This window comes from Streptomyces sp. NBC_01622, assembly GCF_045209635.1.
GTDB lineage: Bacteria > Actinomycetota > Actinomycetes > Streptomycetales > Streptomycetaceae > Streptomyces.
On the sequence record NZ_CP109293.1, the window covers coordinates 1022391 to 1041072 of the forward strand.

The 18682-nt window shown below is 68.9% G+C and carries 17 protein-coding genes and 1 pseudogene; 15 read left to right on the forward strand and 3 right to left on the reverse strand.

Annotation, left to right across the window (positions count from 1 at the left end; translation table 11 throughout):
- Nucleotides 1–119: 119 nt before the first annotated feature.
- From OH768_RS04650 to OH768_RS04670, 5 genes are all read left to right on the forward strand, one after another.
- A complete protein-coding gene (locus tag OH768_RS04650; protein WP_406450297.1) occupies nucleotides 120–1217 on the forward strand; it encodes a substrate-binding domain-containing protein in 1098 nt (365 codons plus the stop codon).
- Nucleotides 1218–1328: 111 nt separating this feature from the next.
- Nucleotides 1329–1610: an FmdB family zinc ribbon protein gene (locus OH768_RS04655; protein WP_406450299.1), complete on the forward strand. Its 282-nt coding sequence runs from the start codon at nucleotides 1329–1331 to the stop codon at nucleotides 1608–1610.
- Between the two features lie 52 nt (nucleotides 1611–1662).
- Complete coding sequence (gene fmdA, locus OH768_RS04660) at nucleotides 1663–2910, forward strand: formamidase (RefSeq protein ID WP_406450301.1); 1248 nt, start codon at nucleotides 1663–1665, stop codon at nucleotides 2908–2910.
- Nucleotides 2911–2939: 29 nt separating this feature from the next.
- Complete coding sequence (locus OH768_RS04665; RefSeq protein WP_406450303.1) at nucleotides 2940–3971, forward strand: alpha/beta fold hydrolase; 1032 nt, start codon at nucleotides 2940–2942, stop codon at nucleotides 3969–3971.
- A gap of 2 nt (nucleotides 3972–3973) precedes the next feature.
- Nucleotides 3974–4549, forward strand: coding sequence for a DUF1097 domain-containing protein (locus OH768_RS04670; protein WP_406450305.1), 576 nt, complete (start codon nucleotides 3974–3976; stop codon nucleotides 4547–4549).
- A gap of 39 nt (nucleotides 4550–4588) precedes the next feature.
- On the opposite strand, the gene OH768_RS04675 is transcribed toward OH768_RS04670, so the two are convergent.
- Nucleotides 4589–4918 (reverse strand): hypothetical protein, encoded by a 330-nt coding sequence (locus OH768_RS04675; protein ID WP_406450307.1) that lies wholly within the window; start codon nucleotides 4916–4918, stop codon nucleotides 4589–4591.
- A gap of 278 nt (nucleotides 4919–5196) precedes the next feature.
- Nucleotides 5197–6141, reverse strand: coding sequence for an alpha/beta fold hydrolase (locus OH768_RS04680; protein ID WP_406450309.1), 945 nt, complete (start codon nucleotides 6139–6141; stop codon nucleotides 5197–5199).
- Between the two features lie 88 nt (nucleotides 6142–6229).
- Between OH768_RS04680 and OH768_RS04685 the strand changes: the two genes are divergently transcribed.
- The 8 genes from OH768_RS04685 to add all read left to right on the forward strand — a co-directional run bounded on the left by OH768_RS04685 (nucleotide 6230) and on the right by add (nucleotide 14682).
- Entirely contained in the window at nucleotides 6230–6709 is a 480-nt protein-coding gene (locus OH768_RS04685) for a MarR family winged helix-turn-helix transcriptional regulator (protein ID WP_406450311.1), read from the forward strand.
- Nucleotides 6710–7568: 859 nt separating this feature from the next.
- Complete coding sequence (locus OH768_RS04690) at nucleotides 7569–8609, forward strand: Rieske 2Fe-2S domain-containing protein (RefSeq protein WP_406450313.1); 1041 nt, start codon at nucleotides 7569–7571, stop codon at nucleotides 8607–8609.
- A gap of 10 nt (nucleotides 8610–8619) precedes the next feature.
- Nucleotides 8620–9585: a PDR/VanB family oxidoreductase gene (locus OH768_RS04695; RefSeq protein WP_406450315.1), complete on the forward strand. Its 966-nt coding sequence runs from the start codon at nucleotides 8620–8622 to the stop codon at nucleotides 9583–9585.
- A 44-nt stretch (nucleotides 9586–9629) separates the two neighbouring features.
- Nucleotides 9630–10733: an ABC transporter substrate-binding protein gene (locus OH768_RS04700; protein ID WP_406450317.1), complete on the forward strand. Its 1104-nt coding sequence runs from the start codon at nucleotides 9630–9632 to the stop codon at nucleotides 10731–10733.
- A gap of 88 nt (nucleotides 10734–10821) precedes the next feature.
- Nucleotides 10822–11685 (forward strand): ABC transporter ATP-binding protein, encoded by an 864-nt coding sequence (locus tag OH768_RS04705; protein ID WP_406450319.1) that lies wholly within the window; start codon nucleotides 10822–10824, stop codon nucleotides 11683–11685.
- A complete protein-coding gene (locus tag OH768_RS04710; RefSeq protein ID WP_406450321.1) occupies nucleotides 11682–12461 on the forward strand; it encodes an ABC transporter permease in 780 nt (259 codons plus the stop codon). Before OH768_RS04705 ends, OH768_RS04710 begins: the two co-directional genes overlap by 4 nt.
- On the forward strand, nucleotides 12458–13291 hold the full coding sequence (locus OH768_RS04715) for an ABC transporter permease (RefSeq protein WP_406450323.1): 834 nt from the start codon (nucleotides 12458–12460) through the stop codon (nucleotides 13289–13291). The genes OH768_RS04710 and OH768_RS04715 overlap by 4 nt, the downstream gene beginning before the upstream one ends.
- Before the next feature lie 380 nt (nucleotides 13292–13671).
- On the forward strand, nucleotides 13672–14682 hold the full coding sequence (gene add, locus OH768_RS04720; RefSeq protein WP_406450325.1) for an adenosine deaminase: 1011 nt from the start codon (nucleotides 13672–13674) through the stop codon (nucleotides 14680–14682).
- A 117-nt stretch (nucleotides 14683–14799) separates the two neighbouring features.
- On the opposite strand, the gene OH768_RS04725 is transcribed toward add, so the two are convergent.
- Nucleotides 14800–16470 carry an MFS transporter gene (locus OH768_RS04725; RefSeq protein ID WP_406450327.1) on the reverse strand — a complete coding sequence of 557 codons (1671 nt, stop codon included), beginning with the start codon at nucleotides 16468–16470 and terminating at the stop codon, nucleotides 14800–14802.
- Between the two features lie 89 nt (nucleotides 16471–16559).
- Between OH768_RS04725 and OH768_RS04730 the strand changes: the two genes are divergently transcribed.
- The gene (locus tag OH768_RS04730; protein WP_406450329.1) at nucleotides 16560–17612 is read left to right on the forward strand and encodes an Lrp/AsnC family transcriptional regulator; all 1053 of its coding nucleotides are present in this window, start codon (nucleotides 16560–16562) and stop codon (nucleotides 17610–17612) included.
- Nucleotides 17613–17806: 194 nt separating this feature from the next.
- Nucleotides 17807–18144 (forward strand): annotated as a pseudogene (locus tag OH768_RS04735) (IS701 family transposase); the annotation flags it as partial.
- Nucleotides 18145–18682 lie beyond the last annotated feature (538 nt).

An 18682-nucleotide genomic window follows, 5' to 3' on the forward strand; every position in this document is an offset into this window, starting at 1 on the left:
GCGGTCGTGCGCGCTCGCTGCTGCCACAGCGAAGGTTCACGTGGAGTGGGTCCACGATACAGTCATTTCCTTATCGCCGTGAAATATTCTCGTAGCAACCAATCGCTAGTGTGAGCCCTATGATCGAGAAGGCGTCTGTCCGGCTCGGCTCTCCGGCAGGCCGGACCCGGGACGCGCTGGACGTCGCCCTGGTGATACCCCTCCAGGGACCCGCCGGGATCTTCGGACCGTCCTGCGAGAGCTGCGCCCAGCTCGCGGCCGAGGAGGTCAACGCCGGCTCGGGCGTGCTGGGCAGGGAACTGCGGCTGGCACTCGTCGACGGCGGAGCACCGCCCGAGCAGGTGGCGACGGAGATCGACGCACTGATCACCGGCGGGGTCGTGGACGCGGTGGCGGGCTGGCACATCTCCGCCGTCCGCGAGGTCGTCGCCCCGCGCATCGACGGCCGCGTACCCTACGTCTACACCGCGCTCTACGAGGGCGGAGAACGCTCGCCCGGCGTGTTCCTCACCGGTGAGACCCCGGGCCGCCAACTGCGGCCCTCGCTGCGGTGGTTCGCCGACGAGCTCGGCATCCGGCGCTGGACGATCGTCGGCGACGACTACGTCTGGCCCCGCTCCTCGGCCCGCGCGGCCCACCGTTACCTGCGGGAACTGGGCGGCGAGGTCTGTGACGAGATGTACGTGCCGCTCGGCACCAGGGACTTCGGCCCGGTCCTGGCCAGAGTGGCGGCCAGCGGCTGCGACGCCGTGCTCATGCTGCTGATCGGCGACGACGCCGTGCTGTTCAACCGCGCGTTCACCGCCGCCGGGCTCGACCGCGACCACATCCGGTTCAGCTCGCTGATCGAGGAGAACGTCCTGCTGGCCACCGGGCCGGACAACACCCGGGGCCTGATGACCTCGGCCGGCTACTTCGAGGACCTGCCCACCGCGTCCGGCCTGGAGTTCGCCGCCGCGTACGGACGCCGGTTCGGCCCCAACGCGCCGGTGCTCAACAGCCTCGGCGAGTCCTGCTACGAGGGCGTGCGCATGCTCACCGAACTACTGCGCCGGGCGGGCGGCGCGGACATGGAAACGATTCTGGCACGCGCCGAGGGCCTGGAGTACGAGACTCCGCGCGGCACCGTCCAGATACGCGACCGCCACCTGCGCCAGCGGGTCTTCCTCGCCGCGGCCGACGGCCTGCAGTGGGACGTACTCCAGCAACTGCCCTAGACGACAGCGGCGCCCCCCCATCCTTTTACACGCACGTAACACGGTGAACTCTTGCCCAATTACTTCGGGAAGAAATATTTTCTTCCCGAAGCTTTTGGAAGTGAGTTGTCCATGGCGACATACCAGTACCGCTGCCCGGGCTGCGGAACCTTCGACGTGACCCGTCCGATGGGCCGCGCTCTCCCCGACGAACCCTGCGAGACCTGCGGTGAGCTCTCCCACCGCGTCTTCACTGCCCCCCTCCTCCCCCGCGTCCCCGCCCCCCTGGCCCGTGCCCTGCGGGCCCAGGAGGCCAGCGCCCACGAACCCCGCGTCGTGACCGGAGTACCGCCGGCCCACCGCCGGGCTACCCCGGCCGCCGACCCCCGACAAGCCCACCTGCCCAAGCCCTGAAGTCCTGAAGTCCTGAGTCCGTCCCCGGCACGACAGCACGAAAGGCCGTCCCATGCCCGAAGTCGTCTTCAGCGTCGACCAGTCCATGTCCATGCGCGACCAGAAGGTCCCCGGCCACAACCGCTGGCACCCCGACATCCCGCCCGCCGTCACCGTGAAGCCGGGCTCGGACTTCCGCATCGAGTGCCGGGACTGGACCGACAACCAGATCGGCAACAACGACTCGGCCAACGACGTCCGCGACGTCGACCTCTCCCACGCCCACATGCTCAGCGGGCCGATCGCGGTGGAGGGCGCCGAGCCCGGTGACCTGCTCGTCGTCGACATCCTCGACCTCGGCCCCGTACCGCAGTCCAGCGGCGAGGGCTCGGGGCAGGGCTGGGGCTACACCGGCGTCTTCGCCAAGGACAACGGCGGCGGCTTCCTCACCGACCGCTTCCCCGACTCCTACAAGGCGGTCTGGGACTTCCACGGCCAGCAGGCCACCTCACGCCACATCCCCGGCGTCCGCTATACGGGAATCACCCACCCCGGGCTCTTCGGCACCGCACCCTCCGCCGAGCTGCTGGCCCGCTGGAACGCCCGCGAGCAGGCCCTCATCGACACCGACCCGCACCGGGTGCCGGCCCTCGCCCTGCCCCCGCTGGCCGAGAACGCGCTGGCCGGCACGGCGACCGGCGAGGCCGCCTCCCGTGTCGCAGCCGAGGGCGCCCGCACGGTCCCGGCCCGCGAGAACGGCGGCAACCACGACATCAAGAACTTCACCCGCGGCTCCCGGGTGTTCTACCCCGTCCTCGTCCCCGGCGCCCTCCTCTCCGGCGGCGACCTGCACTTCAGCCAGGGCGACGGCGAGATCACCTTCTGCGGCGCCATCGAGATGGGCGGCTACATCGACCTGCACGTCGACCTGATCAAGGGCGGCATGGAGAAGTACGGGGTCACGACCAACCCGATCTTCATGCCGGGCAACGTCGCACCGCAGTACACCGAGTTCATCTCGTTCGTCGGCATCTCCGTCGACCACGAGACGGACACCAACCACTACCTCGACGCGACGATGGCCTACCGCAACGCCTGCCTCAACGCCGTCGACTACCTCACCACCTTCGGCTACAGCGGCGAGCAGGCCTACCTCCTGCTCGGCTCGGCCCCCATCGAGGGCCGGATCAGCGGGGTCGTGGACATCCCGAACGCGTGCAGCACCCTCTACCTCCCCACCGCGATCTTCGACTTCGACATCCGGCCGACGGCCGAGGGACCGAGGAAGGCCGACCGCGGCCAGTGCGCCGTCACCTCGTAACTCCCCTTCAAAGAAAGAGAGTTCCACTCATGCGCGACCATCTCACCTTCCAGTTGGGCGACTTCACCACCCAGGGCGGCGCCACCCTGCGCGGCGCCCACCTCGCCTACACCACCTACGGCGAACTCAACGCCGACAAGTCCAACGTGATCGTCTACCCCACCTGGTACTCCGGCCGGCACTGGGACAACGAGTGGCTCATCGGCCCCGGCCTGGCCCTGGACCCGGAGCAGTACTTCATCATCGTCCCGAACATGCTCGGCAACGGCCTGTCCACCTCACCGAGCAACACGCCGCCACCGTACGACCGCGCCCGCTTCCCGCACATCACGGTGTACGACCAGATCGAGGCCCAGTACAAGCTGGTGACCGAGGAGTTCGGCATCGAGCGGATCGCGCTCGTGACCGGCTGGTCGATGGGCGCCGGGCAGACCTACCAGTGGGCCGTCAGCCACCCGGAGATGGTCGAGCGGATCGCCCCCTTCTGCGGCTCCCCGCGCACCAGCCTCCACAACAAGGTCTTCCTGGAGGGCGTCAAGGCCGCACTGACCGCCGACGCGGTCTACGACGGCGGCTGGTACGACGAGAAGTGGCCGACCACCGGACTGCGGGCGCTGGCCCGGGTGTACGCGGGATGGGGCTTCTCCCAGGCGTTCTACTGGGAGAAGGAGTACGAGAAGCTCGGCCACACCTCCCTTGAGGACTTCCTCGTCGGCTTCTGGGAGGGCTTCTTCCTCGACGGCCGCGACCCGAACAACCTGCTCACCATGCTCTGGACCTGGCAGAACGGCGACGTCGGGCTCACCCCGGGCTTCGACGGCGACACCGAGGCGGCGCTCGGCTCGATCCGCGCCACCACGCTCGACATGCCCGCCGAGAAGGACCTGTACTTCCCGCCCGAGGACGAGGCGTGGGCCGTCAGCCACATACCGGGCGCCGAACTCCGCGTGATCCCCGGCATCTGGGGCCACTTCGCCGGCCACGGCAGCAACCCGACGGACACCGCGTTCATCGACACGGGTCTCAGGGAACTGCTGTCCAAGCCGGGCGGATTGGCATAGCCATGCACATCGGACGAATCAAGCTCCCGCACGAGGTCAGTGCCTCGATCGTCGCCTTCGCCACCGTCTTCCTGCTGATGAGCCCGCTCAAGATGCCGACCTGGGCGATCTTCATCACCTGGGCGGGAACCTTCCTCCAGGGCGGTCCGAGCCGCTCCAACGCGATCGCCATGGTCACCGCCACCACCACGGGGGCGGGCTTCGGTGTGGTGGCCGTACTGCTCAACCGGGAGACGGACACCATGTTCGGCACCGGCGCCTTCGCCCGGACCCTCGCCCTGGCCGTGGTGATCTTCGTCGTCAACGGCACCCTGCTGGCGACCGGCCGACTCAAGCCGTTCGCCCTCATCCCGGGCATGTTCTTCGGCTTCGCGTCCCTCTTCGCCACGTACTTCGGCGGCTTCGGCTACGACGTCGGCCACCTCGACGCCGCCTTCGTCAGCGCCGCCGCGATGTGCGCCCTGGGCCCGCTCTGCGCCACCCTCGGGCTGCGCCTGATGCTCGTACCCTCGCCCGAGCCCGCGGAGCGGTACGAGACCGAGGAGGTGACACCTTCGGCCGGCCGGGCCCCAGCCTGACCCGGCGACGCGCGAGATCGTCAGGCCCTACCGTCCTGGTCACGCGCCCTGAGGCTCGGGCAGGCGCGCGGCGGGCCGGCCGGCCAGGCGGTGGGCCTGGGCCAGCAGGGTGCCGTAGATGGCGAACTCGCCGATGCTGTCCGGCCCCACCTGGGTCACGCGGTGGCGCAGGACGTCGAGCGTGCGGTGCACTTCCCGTACGGCCTGACGCAGTTCGCGGTCGCCCTGGTGACCGAAACGACTCGGGGCGTAGAGGCGGAGAGTGCCGGCGGTGTGGCGCAGGAACGCGGCGTAGCGGCGGGCGTGGACGGGGCGGGGCCGTGCGGCCGGGCGGCACTCGGCGGCGGCCTCGACGACGGTGCGGGTCACATCGGCGGTGTGGAGCGCGGCGTTGTCGAGGACCGCGCTCGTGGCAGGTGCCGGCCTCCTCGGCGTCCCACCGCCCCCGATCGAGCCCGTCGGCCACCGCGTGAAGGATCTCGTGCATCTCGCGGAGGGCGTCCCGCAGGGCGGTGCGGGTGTCGCGTCAGTAGAGCCAGGGGGGCGGATCAGCGCGTTGACGGCGATAACGTGGAAGGGCCTGATGATCTACGCCGGCGTCGTTGCGGTGCAATCCCGCAGTCGTCAGCTGATCGACGTGGAGCTGGTCATTCCGGGTCAAGGCCCACGTCTGGGTGATCTTTCCTGCTGGTCACCTGGAACGGTTGGACGGCGTCGATGTTTCCGACGAATTCGAGAATGACCTTCGCCAACTCGTCGGGGGCCTCCATCGCGGCATAGTGACCTACGCCGTCGAGTGATACCGAGCTCACTTCGGTTGCCGTGGCCTGGGACATGGTGCCCGCCGTGAAGGGGCCGCCTCCCGCGCCGACCGCGAGTACGGGCACGGTCAGGCCGTGCGTGTCGGCGAGAGCCTTGATTTCGGGGCCCTCCCGCAGCATCGACCGGTAGAGGCCGATCGCTCCGCGCCAGCCGTCGGGGCGCGCGTAAGTGCGGGCGAACTCCTCGATGTCGGCGTCGGTGATCGCTTCGGGGGTCGCGCTCAAGGCGGGGAATGCGAACTGTCCCAGGAACTCGCGCTCGCGGCCGGCCAGGAGCATCTCGGGGATGCCGGGGGCGGCGAGAACGCCGATGTGCCAGGCGCCGCCGTGGGTGATGTCGGCCCGCGTTTCGAGGCCGAACCCCGGCAGGCCCATTTCGATCGCGGTGAGACTGAGGACGTTCTGCGGGTGCGTGCTCGCCAGGCGGAAGACGGTCGCCCCGCTGATGTCCTGCCCGGTGAGGTGGACCGGGCCGACATCGAGATGTTCGACGAGGAGATGCAGGTCCTCGGCCGAGGACGTGCTGTCGTACTCGCCAGGCCCGTTGTCGGAGTCGCCGAAGCCGCGCAGGTCGACGGCGAAGACTCGGTGGGTCTGCGCAAGGAGCGGGATGAGCTTGTGAAAAGTCCACCAGGTCTCGGGAAACCCGTGGACCAGGAGGACCGGGGATCCGCTGGTTCCCGCCGCTACGTAGTGCAGCTGGGTTCCGTTGACCTCTGCGCGGTGGTGCGTGATCCCCGGAAGTGTGCGGCCTGCAGGCGTGGCGCCCATTGCTCCTCCTCATTTCGACAACCTTGTTGTCGATGACATTAGACAACAAGGTTGTCGTTGTCCAGGTGCGTGGCCGTAGTCTTCTTCCATGTCACGATCCGGCGCTGATCTCGCACTGCTCCTGCTCGGAGGCTTCCGCTCGCTGGTGGACGCCGCGACCGCCGAACTGGCCCGCCGCGGCTACGAGGACGTGCGTCCCGTCCACGACTTCGCCATGCGGTCCATCACCGCCGGTGCGGACAACGCTTCAGAACTGGGCCGGCGCCTGTCGGTCTCCAAGCAGGCAGCGGCGAAAACCATCGCGGTGCTGCAGGAACGCGGATACGTGGCACGCGATACGGACCCCTTGGACGCCCGCCGCAAACGCCTTCACGTCACCGCACTCGGCTTCGAGGTGTTGCGACAAGGTGAAGTGATCTTCGACGAGTTGCGCGAACAGTGGGAGCGGCAGATCGGCTCCGCCGAACTCGCGAGTCTTGAGACGCACTTGGCGGCGCTGGTCGGCGCTCAGCCCGTGCGCCTGGATGCACCGGGCTGGATCGCGCAAGACCTCGGCGAGTCGGTGTAGCACTCGTCCTGCCCAGGGTCACGCGTGCCCTGGAGGTGTCAGTGTCGTCGAGGGCGCGGCCCGTGACGCGGTGTCTTTCGCTCTCTACGTGGATAGCTACAGCCCGGGACCGCGTGCGCCATGTCAGCGATATCAAGCGGGCCGGGAAGGGTCTGGGCCTGGCCATGGGGGGAGTGATCGCCCCGATGCCGCTGATCGTCCGCGAACTCGAGGCACCCCGGCGTCAAGCAGCGATTCGATCTGGTTGATCCCGCCAAGGAACCGCCCCGCTACTGGCCGCGGTAGTCCTGCCTGGCGGCGCTGTTCCACGCGCCTGGGTGTCGGCGGCGACCGAGGCGTCGCCCGGCGTGCCAGGTGGTGCAGCGTGTCCGTGGCCAGCCGCCGATTCCGGTCGCGCGTCACCCGCCGGAGGGCTCGCTTCGGCATCCCGGGTCAAAACCGGGCATGGAATCCGTAAGTAACAAACATGGAATGACTGGGCAATCTCCGTGGGTCACTCTCGGCTTGGTCGTCCGGCGACAGACAGTCGGCACTGAGCACGGAGGGAAGCGCGATGAGCCTTGTCAGCGAGTGCGGCACGGACCTCCGGTGCCGTGTCCACCAGTCGGCCTGGACCCGCGGACGCGTGGCGCACGGTTCACATCCGGCGTCCGAGGGCTCTCACGTCTGACCTCGCAGCGATGATCGCGGCCGGTGCCCTGCCCGGTCCGCGGTTCCACGGTGTCGCTCGCCCGAGATCGGCTTGTCGCCGCACGCTTTTGCCACTGCCACGCACTTCTCCTACGCCGTAGTCCTGGCGCGTGCGCCTTACAGGTGCCTGCCGGGCCGTATCGGCCGCGCCACGTAGAAGGACCTTCGCATGACCACTGCTCCGCCCCGTCCTGCCCTGCCCCGGGACTGCACGTTCGACGCCGACGACTGGGCGATCCTCGCCCGGCACTGGTACCCGGTCGCCCGATCGAGCGAGATCGGCGACGCCCCCACCGCCGTACGCCTGCTCGACGAGACCCTGGTCGCCTACCGGGCGGGTGCCGACGTGGTCGTGGCCCACGACATCTGCCCGCACCGGGGCGTCCCGCTCAGCCTCGGCGCGGGCGACGGCACCGGCATCACCTGCGCGTATCACGGGCTGCGCTTCGGTGACGGCGGGCGGTGCGTGCAGGTGCCGGCGCATCCCGAGTCGAAGATCCCGTCCCGGCTGAACCTGCGGACCTACCCCGTCGTCGAGCGGTACGGGCTGGTGTGGACCTGCCTGCGACCGGCGGACGCCGACCCGGTGATCCCGGCCATGGCCCACTGGGACGACGAGGGCTTCCAGCGGATCAACTGCCCCAGCATCGACATCGCCGCGTTCGCAGGCCGCCAGCTCGAAGGCTTCCTGGACGTCGCCCACTTCGGCTTCGTCCATCTGAACTCCTTCGGAGACCCGGACGACACCGTCGTGCCCGACTACGCCCCGGTCCGCCACGAGCACGGGTTCTCCGTCGACTACTGGAGCACCGCCTCCAACTACCCGCACGGCAGCGACAAGCAGGCCCCGCCCGGCTTCCGGTGGCTACGCCACTTCGACGTCCACCTGCCGTTCACCGCGACGCTGGTGGTGCACTTCCCCGGAGGCGGGCTGCTGAACATCATGAACGCCGCCTCACCGGTGTCGGCCCGCCAGACCCGTATGTTCGCCCCGATCGCCCGCAACTTCGACACCGACCAACCCGTCCAGGCGGTATACGACTTCAACCGCACGGTCTTCGAGGAGGACCGGGCCATCGTCGAGGTCCAGAAACCCGAGAACCTCCCCCTGGACCCCCGGCTCGAAGTGCACATCCCGGCCGACCGGAGCTCCATCGCCTACCGCCGCGGACTGCGCGACCTGGGCCTGAGCCACTTCTTCACCGCGTAGGGGGGCGGCTGTGGAAACCCTCGACGTCATCGTCCATGCGATCTCCCTCGCCTCCGCCACCAGCCACACCTACGAACTCCGGGCAGCGACCGGAGGAGCCCTGCCGTCCTTCGAGGCGGGCGCTCACATCGACATCCATCTCGGGCCCTCCCTCATCCGTCCGTACTCCCTGTGCAACTCCCCCCAGGAAACCGGCCGTTACCTGATCTGCGTACGGCGCGACGAGGCCGGCCGGGGCGGCTCACGCGCCCTGCACCGCGACCTCGCTGTCGGCCGGCGGCTACGGATCTCACCCCCGCGCAATCACTTCCCGCTCGTGGCGGCCCGGCGCCATGTGCTCGTCGCGGGCGGCATCGGCATCACGCCCCTGCTGTCGATGGCCGAGGCCCTGACCGCGCGGGGAGCAGCGTTCGTCCTGCACCACTACACCTCAAGCGCGGCAGACGCCCCGCTGCTGGAACGCCTCGGGACCTCCGCCTTCGCAGAGCGGGCAGTGGTCCACCACAGCGACCGGGGGGACAACATCCGCGCGGGGCTGCCCGCCGAACTGCTGGCCCCGGACCCGGACACGGCCGTCTATGTCTGCGGGCCCGACGGCTTCATGACCCACGTCATGGCCGAGACGGCCGCCGCCGGCTGGCAGCCCGGCCAGATCCACACCGAACGCTTCGCCCCGGCAGCCCCCGCGCCCGCCGGAGACGAAGTCGCTGCCGAATTCACCGTACGGATCGCCAGCACCGGCATCGGCTACCCCGTCCCTGCCGACCGCACCATCGCCGATGTCCTCACCGCCCATGGCGTCGAGGTCGAGCTGTCCTGCGAGCAGGGCATCTGCGGCGCCTGCCTCACCCCCGTCCTGGCCGGCGAACCCGACCACCGCGACGAGGCCCAGACCCCGGACGAGCGCGCGGCGGGCGACCGGATCACCATCTGCTGTTCCCGCGCCCGCACCCCCGAACTCCTCCTCGACCTCTGATCCGACCGAGCCCGCTCGGCACCACGCGAAAAGGAACCATCCCCATGACCAACAGCATGAGCAGCGACGACAGAGCATTCGCCGCCACCGACCGTCGTCTCTTCCTCAAGCGGGGACTGCAGCTGGGCGGTGCCGTGCTGCTCGGCGGCCCGCTGCTCGCCGCCTGCGGCGACTCCGACTCATCCTCGTCCGCGTCCTCCTCGTCCTCCGGTGCCAAGAGCTTCGGTGAGCTGACGCTGCGGCTGTCCTGGATCAAGAACGTCGAGTTCGCGGGCAGCTACATCGCGGACAGCAAGGGCTACTACACGGACGAGGGCTTCTCGAAGGTCACACTGATCGGCGGCGGCCCGTCCGCGACGCCGATGGAGACGGACGTCGTCACCAAGAAGGCGCTCGTCGCGATCAGCGCCCCGGACATCACCGGCGCCGCCGTCGCCAAGGGCGCACCACTGAAGATCATCGGCGCGCAGTACCAGAAGAACCCGTTCTGCATCATGTCGATGGCCAAGGACCCGATCGCCAAGCCGGAGGACATGTACGGCAAGAAGATCGGCGTCCAGGCAGGCAACGAGTCCGTGTGGGCGGCATACATCAAGGCCACCGGGCTGGACGAGTCGAAGATCACGAAGGTGCCGGTGCAGTTCGACCCGCTGCCCCTGACCCAGGGCACCGTGGACGGCTGGTTCTCCTTCGTGACCAACGAGCCGAACACGCTGCGCCTGAAGGGCTTCAAGGTCGCGACGATGCTGCTCGCCGACACCGGCTACCCGCTGGTCTCGGAGACGTACATCGTCCGCCAGGACACCATCGACAACAAGCGCGACCTGCTCAAGGCGTTCCTGCGCGCGGAGATCAAGGGATGGAAGGCGAGCATCGCCGACCCGGCGCTCGGTGCGAAGCTCGCGGCCGAGACGTACGGCAAGGGGCTCGGGCTGACGACCAAGGAGCAGACCCTTGAGTCCGCGGACGAGAACAAGCTGCTCGTGACCGCCGACACCAAGAAGAACGGGCTGTTCACGATCACGCCGGAGCTGATCGCGGAGAACATCAAGACGCTGAAGTACGGCGGCCTCGACATCACCGCCGCCAAGCTCTTCGACCTCTCGATCATCGAAGAGATCTACAAGGAGAACCCCAGCCTCATCTGAAGCTCCGCGGTACCGGTGCGGTCCGTCGGCCCACCGGTACCGGCTTCCCATACCCGCACTACACACCGCACACCGAGGTCGCCAACTGATGAGTTCCGCAGCCGCTGTTCCCACGTCATCCGACGACTCCGCACCACCCGGCACCGGCACCGGCACCGGGCTGTCCCTGCGCGGGCTGAGCAAGGAGTTCAAGCTAGGCCGGCACCGCGTTCCCGCACTGGCCGGCGTCGACCTGGACACGACCGAGGGCCAGTTCCTGGCGCTGCTCGGGCCGTCGGGCTGCGGCAAGTCGACCGTTCTGCGGATCCTCGCCGGGCTCGACAGCCCCACCTCCGGTACGGCGCTCGTGCACGGCGAGGACCCGGAGGCGGCCCGCAAACGGCACCACCTGGGCATAGCCTTCCAGGACGCCGCGCTGCTGCCATGGCGCTCGGTCGCCGCCAACATACGGCTGCCGCTGGAGATCAGCGGCATCAAGCCCGACCCGACCGCCATCGCCGACCTCATCAAACTGGTCGGCCTCGAAGGCTTCGAGAAGGCCCGCCCCGCCCAGCTCTCCGGCGGCATGCGGCAACGCGTCGCCATCGCCCGCTCGCTGGTCGTCGACCCCAAGGTGCTCCTGCTGGACGAGCCGTTCGGCGCGCTGGACGACATGACCCGTCAGCGGCTCAACCTCGAACTCCAGCGCATCTGGCAGGCCCGCGCGGTGACCACCCTGCTGGTCACCCACTCCATCAACGAGGCCGTACTGCTCAGCGACACCGTCGCCGTCATGTCCCCCCGGCCCGGCCGGATCGTGGAGGTCGTCACCATCGACCTGCCCCGGCCGCGTACCCCGGAGATGATGCGCTCGGCCGAGTTCCACGCGTACGCCGACCAGTTGTCGGAACTCCTGTTCGGCCGCGCTGACGCCCCCGTCGGCGCCGTCGAGCCTGCGGCGGAGGCGTCATGAGGGCGCGACGTTCCGCCTGGACCGGCGGGGCCGTCGGCATCGCGGCTCTGATCGGGGCGTGGTCGCTGCTGTCCACCACGGTCTTCGGCCCCGGCGACGGCGTACCCACCCCCTGGGCGGTGGTGGCGAGCGTATTCGACGACGGCTGGACCTTCTACAGCCCGCATGTCGAGCAGACCGTGGGCGAGGCCCTGACCGGGTATCTGGTCGGCAACGCGCTGGCGCTGGGCCTGGCGGTGCTGGTGCTGCTGGTGCCCGTGCTGGAGCGGGTGATCACGCAGATCGCGGTGGCCTCCTACTGCCTGCCGATCGTGGCGATCGGCCCGATCCTGTCCCTCGTCCTGGACGGGGACAAGCCGATGTCGGCGATGGCCGGGCTGTCGGTCTTCTTCACCACCCTCATCGGCGCGCTGCTCGGGCTGCGCTCGGCCGACCCGGCCTCGCTGGACCTGGTACGCGCCTACGGCGGCGGCCGCTGGCAGCAGATGCTGCGGGTCCGCCTGATCGCCGCACTGCCCAGCACGCTGGCCGCCCTCAAGATCGCCGGTCCTGCGGCGCTGCTCGGCGCGATCATCGGCGAGTACCTCGGCCGCGTGGACAGCGGCCTCGGCATCGCCATGACCATCGCCCAGCAACAGCTCGACGTGCCCCGCACCTGGGGCATCGCCCTGGTCTCCGGCGCGGTGGCGGGCATGGCATACGGCGCGGTCGGGCTCATCGCCCGCTACGCGCTGCCGTGGTCGCGCACGACGACAGTGGAAGGCGGAGGCGTATGAGCACCGCGACACAGCCGCGAACGGCCCCCGCGCTGCGCTTCGCGGCGGGCGTACTGCGCCCGCTGCTGAACGTGGTCGTGACCATGGCGGCCGTCATCGTCCTGTGGATCGTCTTCCTTCAGGTCTACGACCTGGACCCGCTGGTGGCCAAGTCACCCGTCGACATCTTCCGCTACCTGTTCACGGGCGCGGACGCGGGCGCCCACCGCTCCCTGGTCTCCTCGGGCCTGGGCCGCACGCTGCTCGACGCCGGGTTCGGCTTCGTCGCCGGGCTGGCGGCGGCGGTGGGCGTTGCGGTCGTCTTCGTTCTCCTCCGGAGCGTCGAGCAGGCGCTGCTGCCGATGGCGGTCGTCGTCCGGTCCGTGCCCCTGGTGGCGATGACCCCGCTCATCACCCTCATCTTCGGCCGCGGCCTGATGGCCACCACCGTCATCAGCGGCCTGATCGTCTTCTTCCCCGCCCTGGTCACCATGACCTTCGGCCTGCGCTCCGCCTCCCGCCAGGCGGCCGACCTCTGCCGCGCGTACGGCGCCGGGAGCTGGACCGTCGCCCGCAAGGTCATGCTGCCCAGCGCGGTCCCCGCGTTCTTCGCCAGCGCCCGCGTCGGCGTCCCCGGAGCCCTGATCGGCGCGATGCTCGCCGAATGGCTCTCCACCGGACAGGGCCTCGGCTACGCCATGCTCAAGGACTCCTCCACCTTCGACTACGACCACCTCTGGGCCTCGGTCGCGGTCCTCACCGCCGTATCCGCACTCGCATACAACATCATCGCTGCGATCGAGACCGTCGCCCTGGCCCGCTTCGCGCCCAACATCCGGCCGGGCACATAACCCCGACGGGCCGGGCAGCCTGTTCCCCTTCCCGCGGACCTGCCCTCCTCGTCGACCTGTGCCCCCGTCCTGCTTACCACCGGAGACCTGCTCAATGGACACTTCCGCCCTCGCCACCACGTTGGGCGCCCGACTCCCCGCATGGGTGCTGTCCGAACTGGCCGACGTGCCCGAGACCCTGCCCACCGACGAGAACCGGGTCCGTCTCACCCACCGTCTCGCCGAACGCAACCACCGCGAGGACACCGGCGGGAGTCAACCTTGTCCGGTCCTCAGGGCTCTCCTCCACCCACGCCGAGGTCGTTGCAAGTCACACACTCTAAAAAACATTACATAAGAAGCCGAATGGTAAATATTATCGCCGATTCGACGGAGGACTCGTGACAGGCCTGACCGAGTTCATCTCACACCTGCCCAAGTGCGAGTTGCATGTGCACATCGAGGGCACGCTGGAACCGGAGCTGAAGTTCGCCCTCGCCGCCCGGAACAACGTCACGCTCCCGTACGCCGACGCGGACGAGATGCGGGCCGGCTACGCGTTCCACGACCTGCCGTCGTTCCTCGCCTGCTACTACGAGGGCATGTCGGTCCTGCTGACCGAGGCCGACTTCTACGACCTGGCGTGGGCGTACCTGAACAAAGCGAGGGAACAGAACATCCGCTATGCGGAGATCTTCTTCGACCCGCAGGCGCACACCTCCCGCGGCATCACGTTCGGCACGGTGATCCGCGGTCTTCGCCGGGCGCTGATGGACGCGCGCCGGCTGCTCGACGTGCGGGCACAGCTCGTCATGTGCTTCATGCGGGACTTCTCCGCCGAGTACGCCATGGCCACGCTGATGGAGTCTCTTCCTTACCAGGAGTGGATCATCGGGGTCGGGCTGGACTCGGACGAGCGGGACAACCCGCCGGTCAAGTTCGCCGCCGTCTTCGCACGGGCACGAGGGGAGGGCTACCAGCTGACGATGCACTGCGACGTGGACCAGGAGAACTCTGTCGACCACATCCGCCAGTGCCTGGACGTCATCGGGGTGGACCGGATCGACCACGGCGTGAACTGTCTGGAGAGCGAGGACCTCCAGAACGAGATCAAAGCGCGTGGCCTGGGTCTGACCGTCTGCCCGATCTCCAACAGCTACGTGCGCGGCTCCACCTGGCAGGACGCCGTTCGCAAGATGCTCGACGGCGGACTACGCGTCACCATCAGCTCCGACGACCCGGCCTACATGAACGGCTACGTCACCGAGAATCTCCTCGCGGTGCAGGCCACCACTCCGCTCGCCCGCACAGAACTCGTACAACTGCAGCGCAACGCGTTCGAGGTCGCCTGGCTGCCCGACGCCGTCAAGGACGCCTACCTCGCCGAGCTGGACGGCTACTTCACTCCGTAGCAGCCCAGCCGGCCTCTTCGACATCACGTCCGGTCCGGCCGGAGACCGCGGCAGGCTGATGCTCCAGGAACACTTCGGGTGCATGCCGGAGACCATCGGATTCTCCAACGAGCTCTGCTATGGCGGTCGGCTCCAGCCGCTGTGACAGTACGGCGCCGACCGGCTGCCGCTCTTGCGGTCGCGATCTTCAGCCGGGCCTTGGTGCGGGTAGCGCGGCGGTGGACGTACTCGACCTTGAGCACGCTGTTGAACGCCTCGCTGACGGCGTTGTCGAAACATGAGCCGACCCGGCAGTTCAGGGGTGTCTTCAACGCTCGGCCGTTGGCGGATCATGAGGAAGGAGATCAGGGCGGCGGCGACGCCGATCATCCCGGCGACGAACAGGAGCATGTCGATGCCATGGGCAGCCGCGGCACGGATCGCCTGATCGATGGTGTCGCGGGATCCGGGCGTGGCGGAGTGCAGGACCTGGGCGGATTGCCCGGCGGCGACGTCGTGAGCGAGGGCGGTCGCCGAGGTCAGGTGCTTTCGGACGAGGGCGTGCTGGGTACCGGCGGTGAAGACGCTGCCCAGCAGGGCGATGCCGAAGGCGAATCCCACCTGGCGGGCGGTGTTGATGGCACCGGCGGCCATGCCGCCGCGCTGGGGTGGTACCGCGGCCATACCGGTCGCGCTCAGCGGCGGGGCGGCGAATCCGACGCCCAGGCCGACCACGAGGAACCCGGGCAGCAGCGCGGGCCACGATGGCCAGGCGTCGACGAGCGCGGCCGCGAGGAGATCACCGACGCCGATCAGGAGGATCCCGCCGCTGATCACGCGGCCGGGCCGCCATCGGTGCATGGCGCGGCCCAGCGACGCGGACACGACGAACGCCGCGACCGACATCGGCAGGCTGACCAGGCCGGCGGTCACCGGCGAGAGACGCAGGACCGACTGCATCCAGATCGACGTGTACGCGAAGGACACGTACGCGGCGAAGTTGAGCAGGACGGCCGCGATGAGGACTCCGCTGAACGTCGAGTTGCGCAGCAGCGCCAGGTCGAGCACCGGCTCGGCGATCCGGCTCTCGGCGATGACGAACGCGAGCAGGAAGACCGCGCCGGTGAGCAGCATCGACCAGCATGCCGGGTCACTCCAGCCGTGCTCGTTCGTACGGATCATCGCGAAGGTCAGCGAGCCGATCGCCACGGTGAACAGGGCAACGCCGCCCATGTCCAGGCGCCGGGTGTCGCGGGTGTGCCCGTCACGCAGCACGAACAGGCACGTCGCGATCGCCACCGCGCTGACCGGAAGGTTGACGAAGAAGATCCATCGCCAGGACAGGCCCTGCGTCAGCGGGCCTCCGAGCAGTGGTCCGGCCGCGGACGAGGCGCCGGACACCGCTCCCCACATCCCGTATGCCGTTGCACGGTCCCGTCCGGTGTAGGAGCTGTTCAGCAACGCGAACGTGGTGGCGAACATCGCCGCGGCGCCCACACCCTGCACGGTCCTGGCGGTGATCAGCGCCGACGTGGTCGGGGCAAGTCCGCTGGCCAAGGACGCCACGGCGAACAGCGCCAACCCGCCGATGTAGCACCGCCTGTGGCCGATCCGGTCGGCGAGCGAGCCGATGCCAAGCAGCAGAGCAGCCAGCGCCAGGGCGTATCCGTCGACGACCCACTGCAGCGCCCCCAGCGAGGTGTGCAGGTCGGCGGCCATGTCGGGCAGCGCCACGTTCACGATCGTCACGTCCACCAGCAGCATGAACGTGCCCAGGCACACAGCCGACAGCGGCAACCATTTGCGCATTGTGCACTCCTTCCGTCGTAGCCGTGCAAGCCTCGGCCACGCCCGGTGCTCAACGGTCCAGAAACGGCGCCTTCTGTAGTATTGCCGCTATGCAGCGCCCTCTGATCGCTGATTCCGTCATGCTGGATCCGGATGATGTGCGAATCCTTCGCGCCCTTCAGGTTGATCCGCGGGTCGGATTCGCGACCGTCGCGACGGTCCTCGGGATCTCCGAACTGGCCGTCGCCCGCCGCTACCGCCGCATGCGGCGTGCCGGGGTGATCCGGGTGATCGGGGTCGTCGACCCAGGAGCGCTCGGGCAGAGTCAGTGGATGGTGCGTTTGCGCTGTCGGCCCGGCAGCGTCACGGCCATCGCCGAAGCACTCGCGCAACGTGACGACGTCAGCTGGGTCGCCCTGAGCGCTGCCGGCTCCGAGGTGACCTGCGCCGTGCGGTCGCGCTCACAGGAGCAGCGCGACGACCTGCTGGGCCGCCGGCTGCCCCGCATCGCCGCTGTGCTCGACCTGCAAGCATCGGTGATCCTCCGCCAGTTCGTCGGCGGACGCGGGCACTACTGGGCCGCACTCACGGGAACCCTGACCCCCGAGCAGGAGTCCGCCCTCGGGTTCCGCGACAGGCCCTACACCGAACAGCCGGTCGTACGGGATCAACCGTCGCAGCTCAGCGCCCATGACGAGAAGCTGCTCGCGGCTCTTGCCGCCGACGGACGGGCCAGTCTCGTCGACCTCGCAGTTGCGGCCGACCTCACACCGGGCCGAGCGTCACGACGTCTGAACGCACTGCTTTCCAGCGGAGTGGCCTACATCGACGTGGAGATCGCACCGATGGCCCTGGGATACCGAGCCCGGGCGAACCTGTGGGTGCGAGCCCACCCAGCCAAGATCAAAATTGTCGGGCGGGCGATGGCGCAGATGCCCGAGGTGGGATTCGCTGCCGCAGTGTCTGGACCGTCCAACCTCCACGCCGTCGTACAGTGTCGCGACCTCGACGGGCTGTTCGAGTTCACCACCGATCGCGTCGGGACCCTGCCCGGCGTCGAAGGCATGGAGATCAGCCCTATCTTCCGCCAGATCAAACAGGCCGGAACCCGGGTGGACGGTGACCGCTTGAACGACCCGCCGAGCGACCGCAGCCGCCGCTGACACCGGCGGCAGAGAGACACCCGACTCTCCTCCACGAGCGACCCTCACAGGTTCCGTCTGACTCAAGTCGAGCGTCGGTAGTCGGCTCAGGGCGGTTGCCACAGTACTGACCGCGCCCTGCACTACGAGGTCACCGTGACCATCGCCGCTGTCACCGAATGGCTGTAGCCACTTCGATACAGCCCCCAGGCTGGTGGGACGGGATCCTGCCCGATTGCTGGCTGCTGATCGAATGGGCCGAAGACGCCGAGGCCCCACCGAGTACCGGCTGTCCAACCTGTCGGCGGATACCCCGATCGCCGATCTCGTGTGTCTGGCCAAGGTCCGCCGGCGCATCGAGCATGACCACCGCGAACTCAAACACGGCCTGGGACGTGACCACTTCGAAGGCCAGTCCTGGCCAGGCTGGCACCGCCACGTCACCCACGTGTCCGCCGCCCACTCCTTCCCCACCAAAGAACGACCGTCCCCAAAAGTCCCCGGGCCGGTCTCACCCTCTTCCAGGTCCCCGAGACCCTCCAGAACACCCTGAGGTGCTGAACCGGCATCCGCACACCTGCCAACTGTCGGCGTACACCTGAACGTCCCCCTCCTCGCCGTCTTGGACGCTTTTGACCGTGACGCTCTCACCACCTGGTCGCCTGGCGAGCCCGCCAACCGCGCCCCCACGACGCGCCCTACCGAGGCGACCCTCACCCTGGCTACCTTCCTGACCGTTCTGCACCGCCCCGCCCCCGGACGGAGCCGCCCGCAGGCGCCTGGACTGGGGCATCCGGTCCGGCGACCTGTGGCGGGCCGCTTGCGCTGGTGACGGTAGTGATGAAGGCCGGTGCGCTGTCCCAACTGCTGGTGACGAGCGGGGGGCGGCCTGCTGGCCGCCGTGGTCGCGTTCGTTCCGTCCTGGCTCGAACGAGAGCACCAACGGCCCGCCTCGGCAGTACACCCCCAAGGACGCCGACCTTTCGGCCTACGCCCCGCGCACCTGGCGACAGTGGCCGCCGATCTCAACAGCCTGCGCATGCGAAACGCTCAGCTGGGCAACCCCAGCCGAGCGCCTGTCCACACTGCCC

What these genes read in the sequence shown, in the direction of transcription:
- OH768_RS04655 (WP_406450299.1), top strand. Translation starts at nt 1,329, where the DNA reads ATGGCGACATACCAGTACCGCTGCCCGGGCTGCGGAACCTTCGACGTG.
- OH768_RS04685 (WP_406450311.1), top strand. Translation starts at nt 6,230, where the DNA reads ATGTCACGATCCGGCGCTGATCTCGCACTGCTCCTGCTCGGAGGCTTC.
- OH768_RS04690 (WP_406450313.1), top strand. Translation starts at nt 7,569, where the DNA reads ATGACCACTGCTCCGCCCCGTCCTGCCCTGCCCCGGGACTGCACGTTC.
- OH768_RS04705 (WP_406450319.1), top strand. Translation starts at nt 10,822, where the DNA reads ATGAGTTCCGCAGCCGCTGTTCCCACGTCATCCGACGACTCCGCACCA.
- OH768_RS04730 (WP_406450329.1), top strand. Translation starts at nt 16,560, where the DNA reads ATGCAGCGCCCTCTGATCGCTGATTCCGTCATGCTGGATCCGGATGAT.
- OH768_RS04710 (WP_406450321.1), top strand. Translation starts at nt 11,682, where the DNA reads ATGAGGGCGCGACGTTCCGCCTGGACCGGCGGGGCCGTCGGCATCGCG.
- OH768_RS04715 (WP_406450323.1), top strand. Translation starts at nt 12,458, where the DNA reads ATGAGCACCGCGACACAGCCGCGAACGGCCCCCGCGCTGCGCTTCGCG.
- OH768_RS04670 (WP_406450305.1), top strand. Translation starts at nt 3,974, where the DNA reads ATGCACATCGGACGAATCAAGCTCCCGCACGAGGTCAGTGCCTCGATC.
- fmdA (WP_406450301.1), top strand. Translation starts at nt 1,663, where the DNA reads ATGCCCGAAGTCGTCTTCAGCGTCGACCAGTCCATGTCCATGCGCGAC.
- OH768_RS04665 (WP_406450303.1), top strand. Translation starts at nt 2,940, where the DNA reads ATGCGCGACCATCTCACCTTCCAGTTGGGCGACTTCACCACCCAGGGC.
- OH768_RS04700 (WP_406450317.1), top strand. Translation starts at nt 9,630, where the DNA reads ATGACCAACAGCATGAGCAGCGACGACAGAGCATTCGCCGCCACCGAC.
- OH768_RS04680 (WP_406450309.1), bottom strand. Translation starts at nt 6,141, where the DNA reads ATGGGCGCCACGCCTGCAGGCCGCACACTTCCGGGGATCACGCACCAC.
- OH768_RS04725 (WP_406450327.1), bottom strand. Translation starts at nt 16,470, where the DNA reads ATGCGCAAATGGTTGCCGCTGTCGGCTGTGTGCCTGGGCACGTTCATG.
- OH768_RS04650 (WP_406450297.1), top strand. Translation starts at nt 120, where the DNA reads ATGATCGAGAAGGCGTCTGTCCGGCTCGGCTCTCCGGCAGGCCGGACC.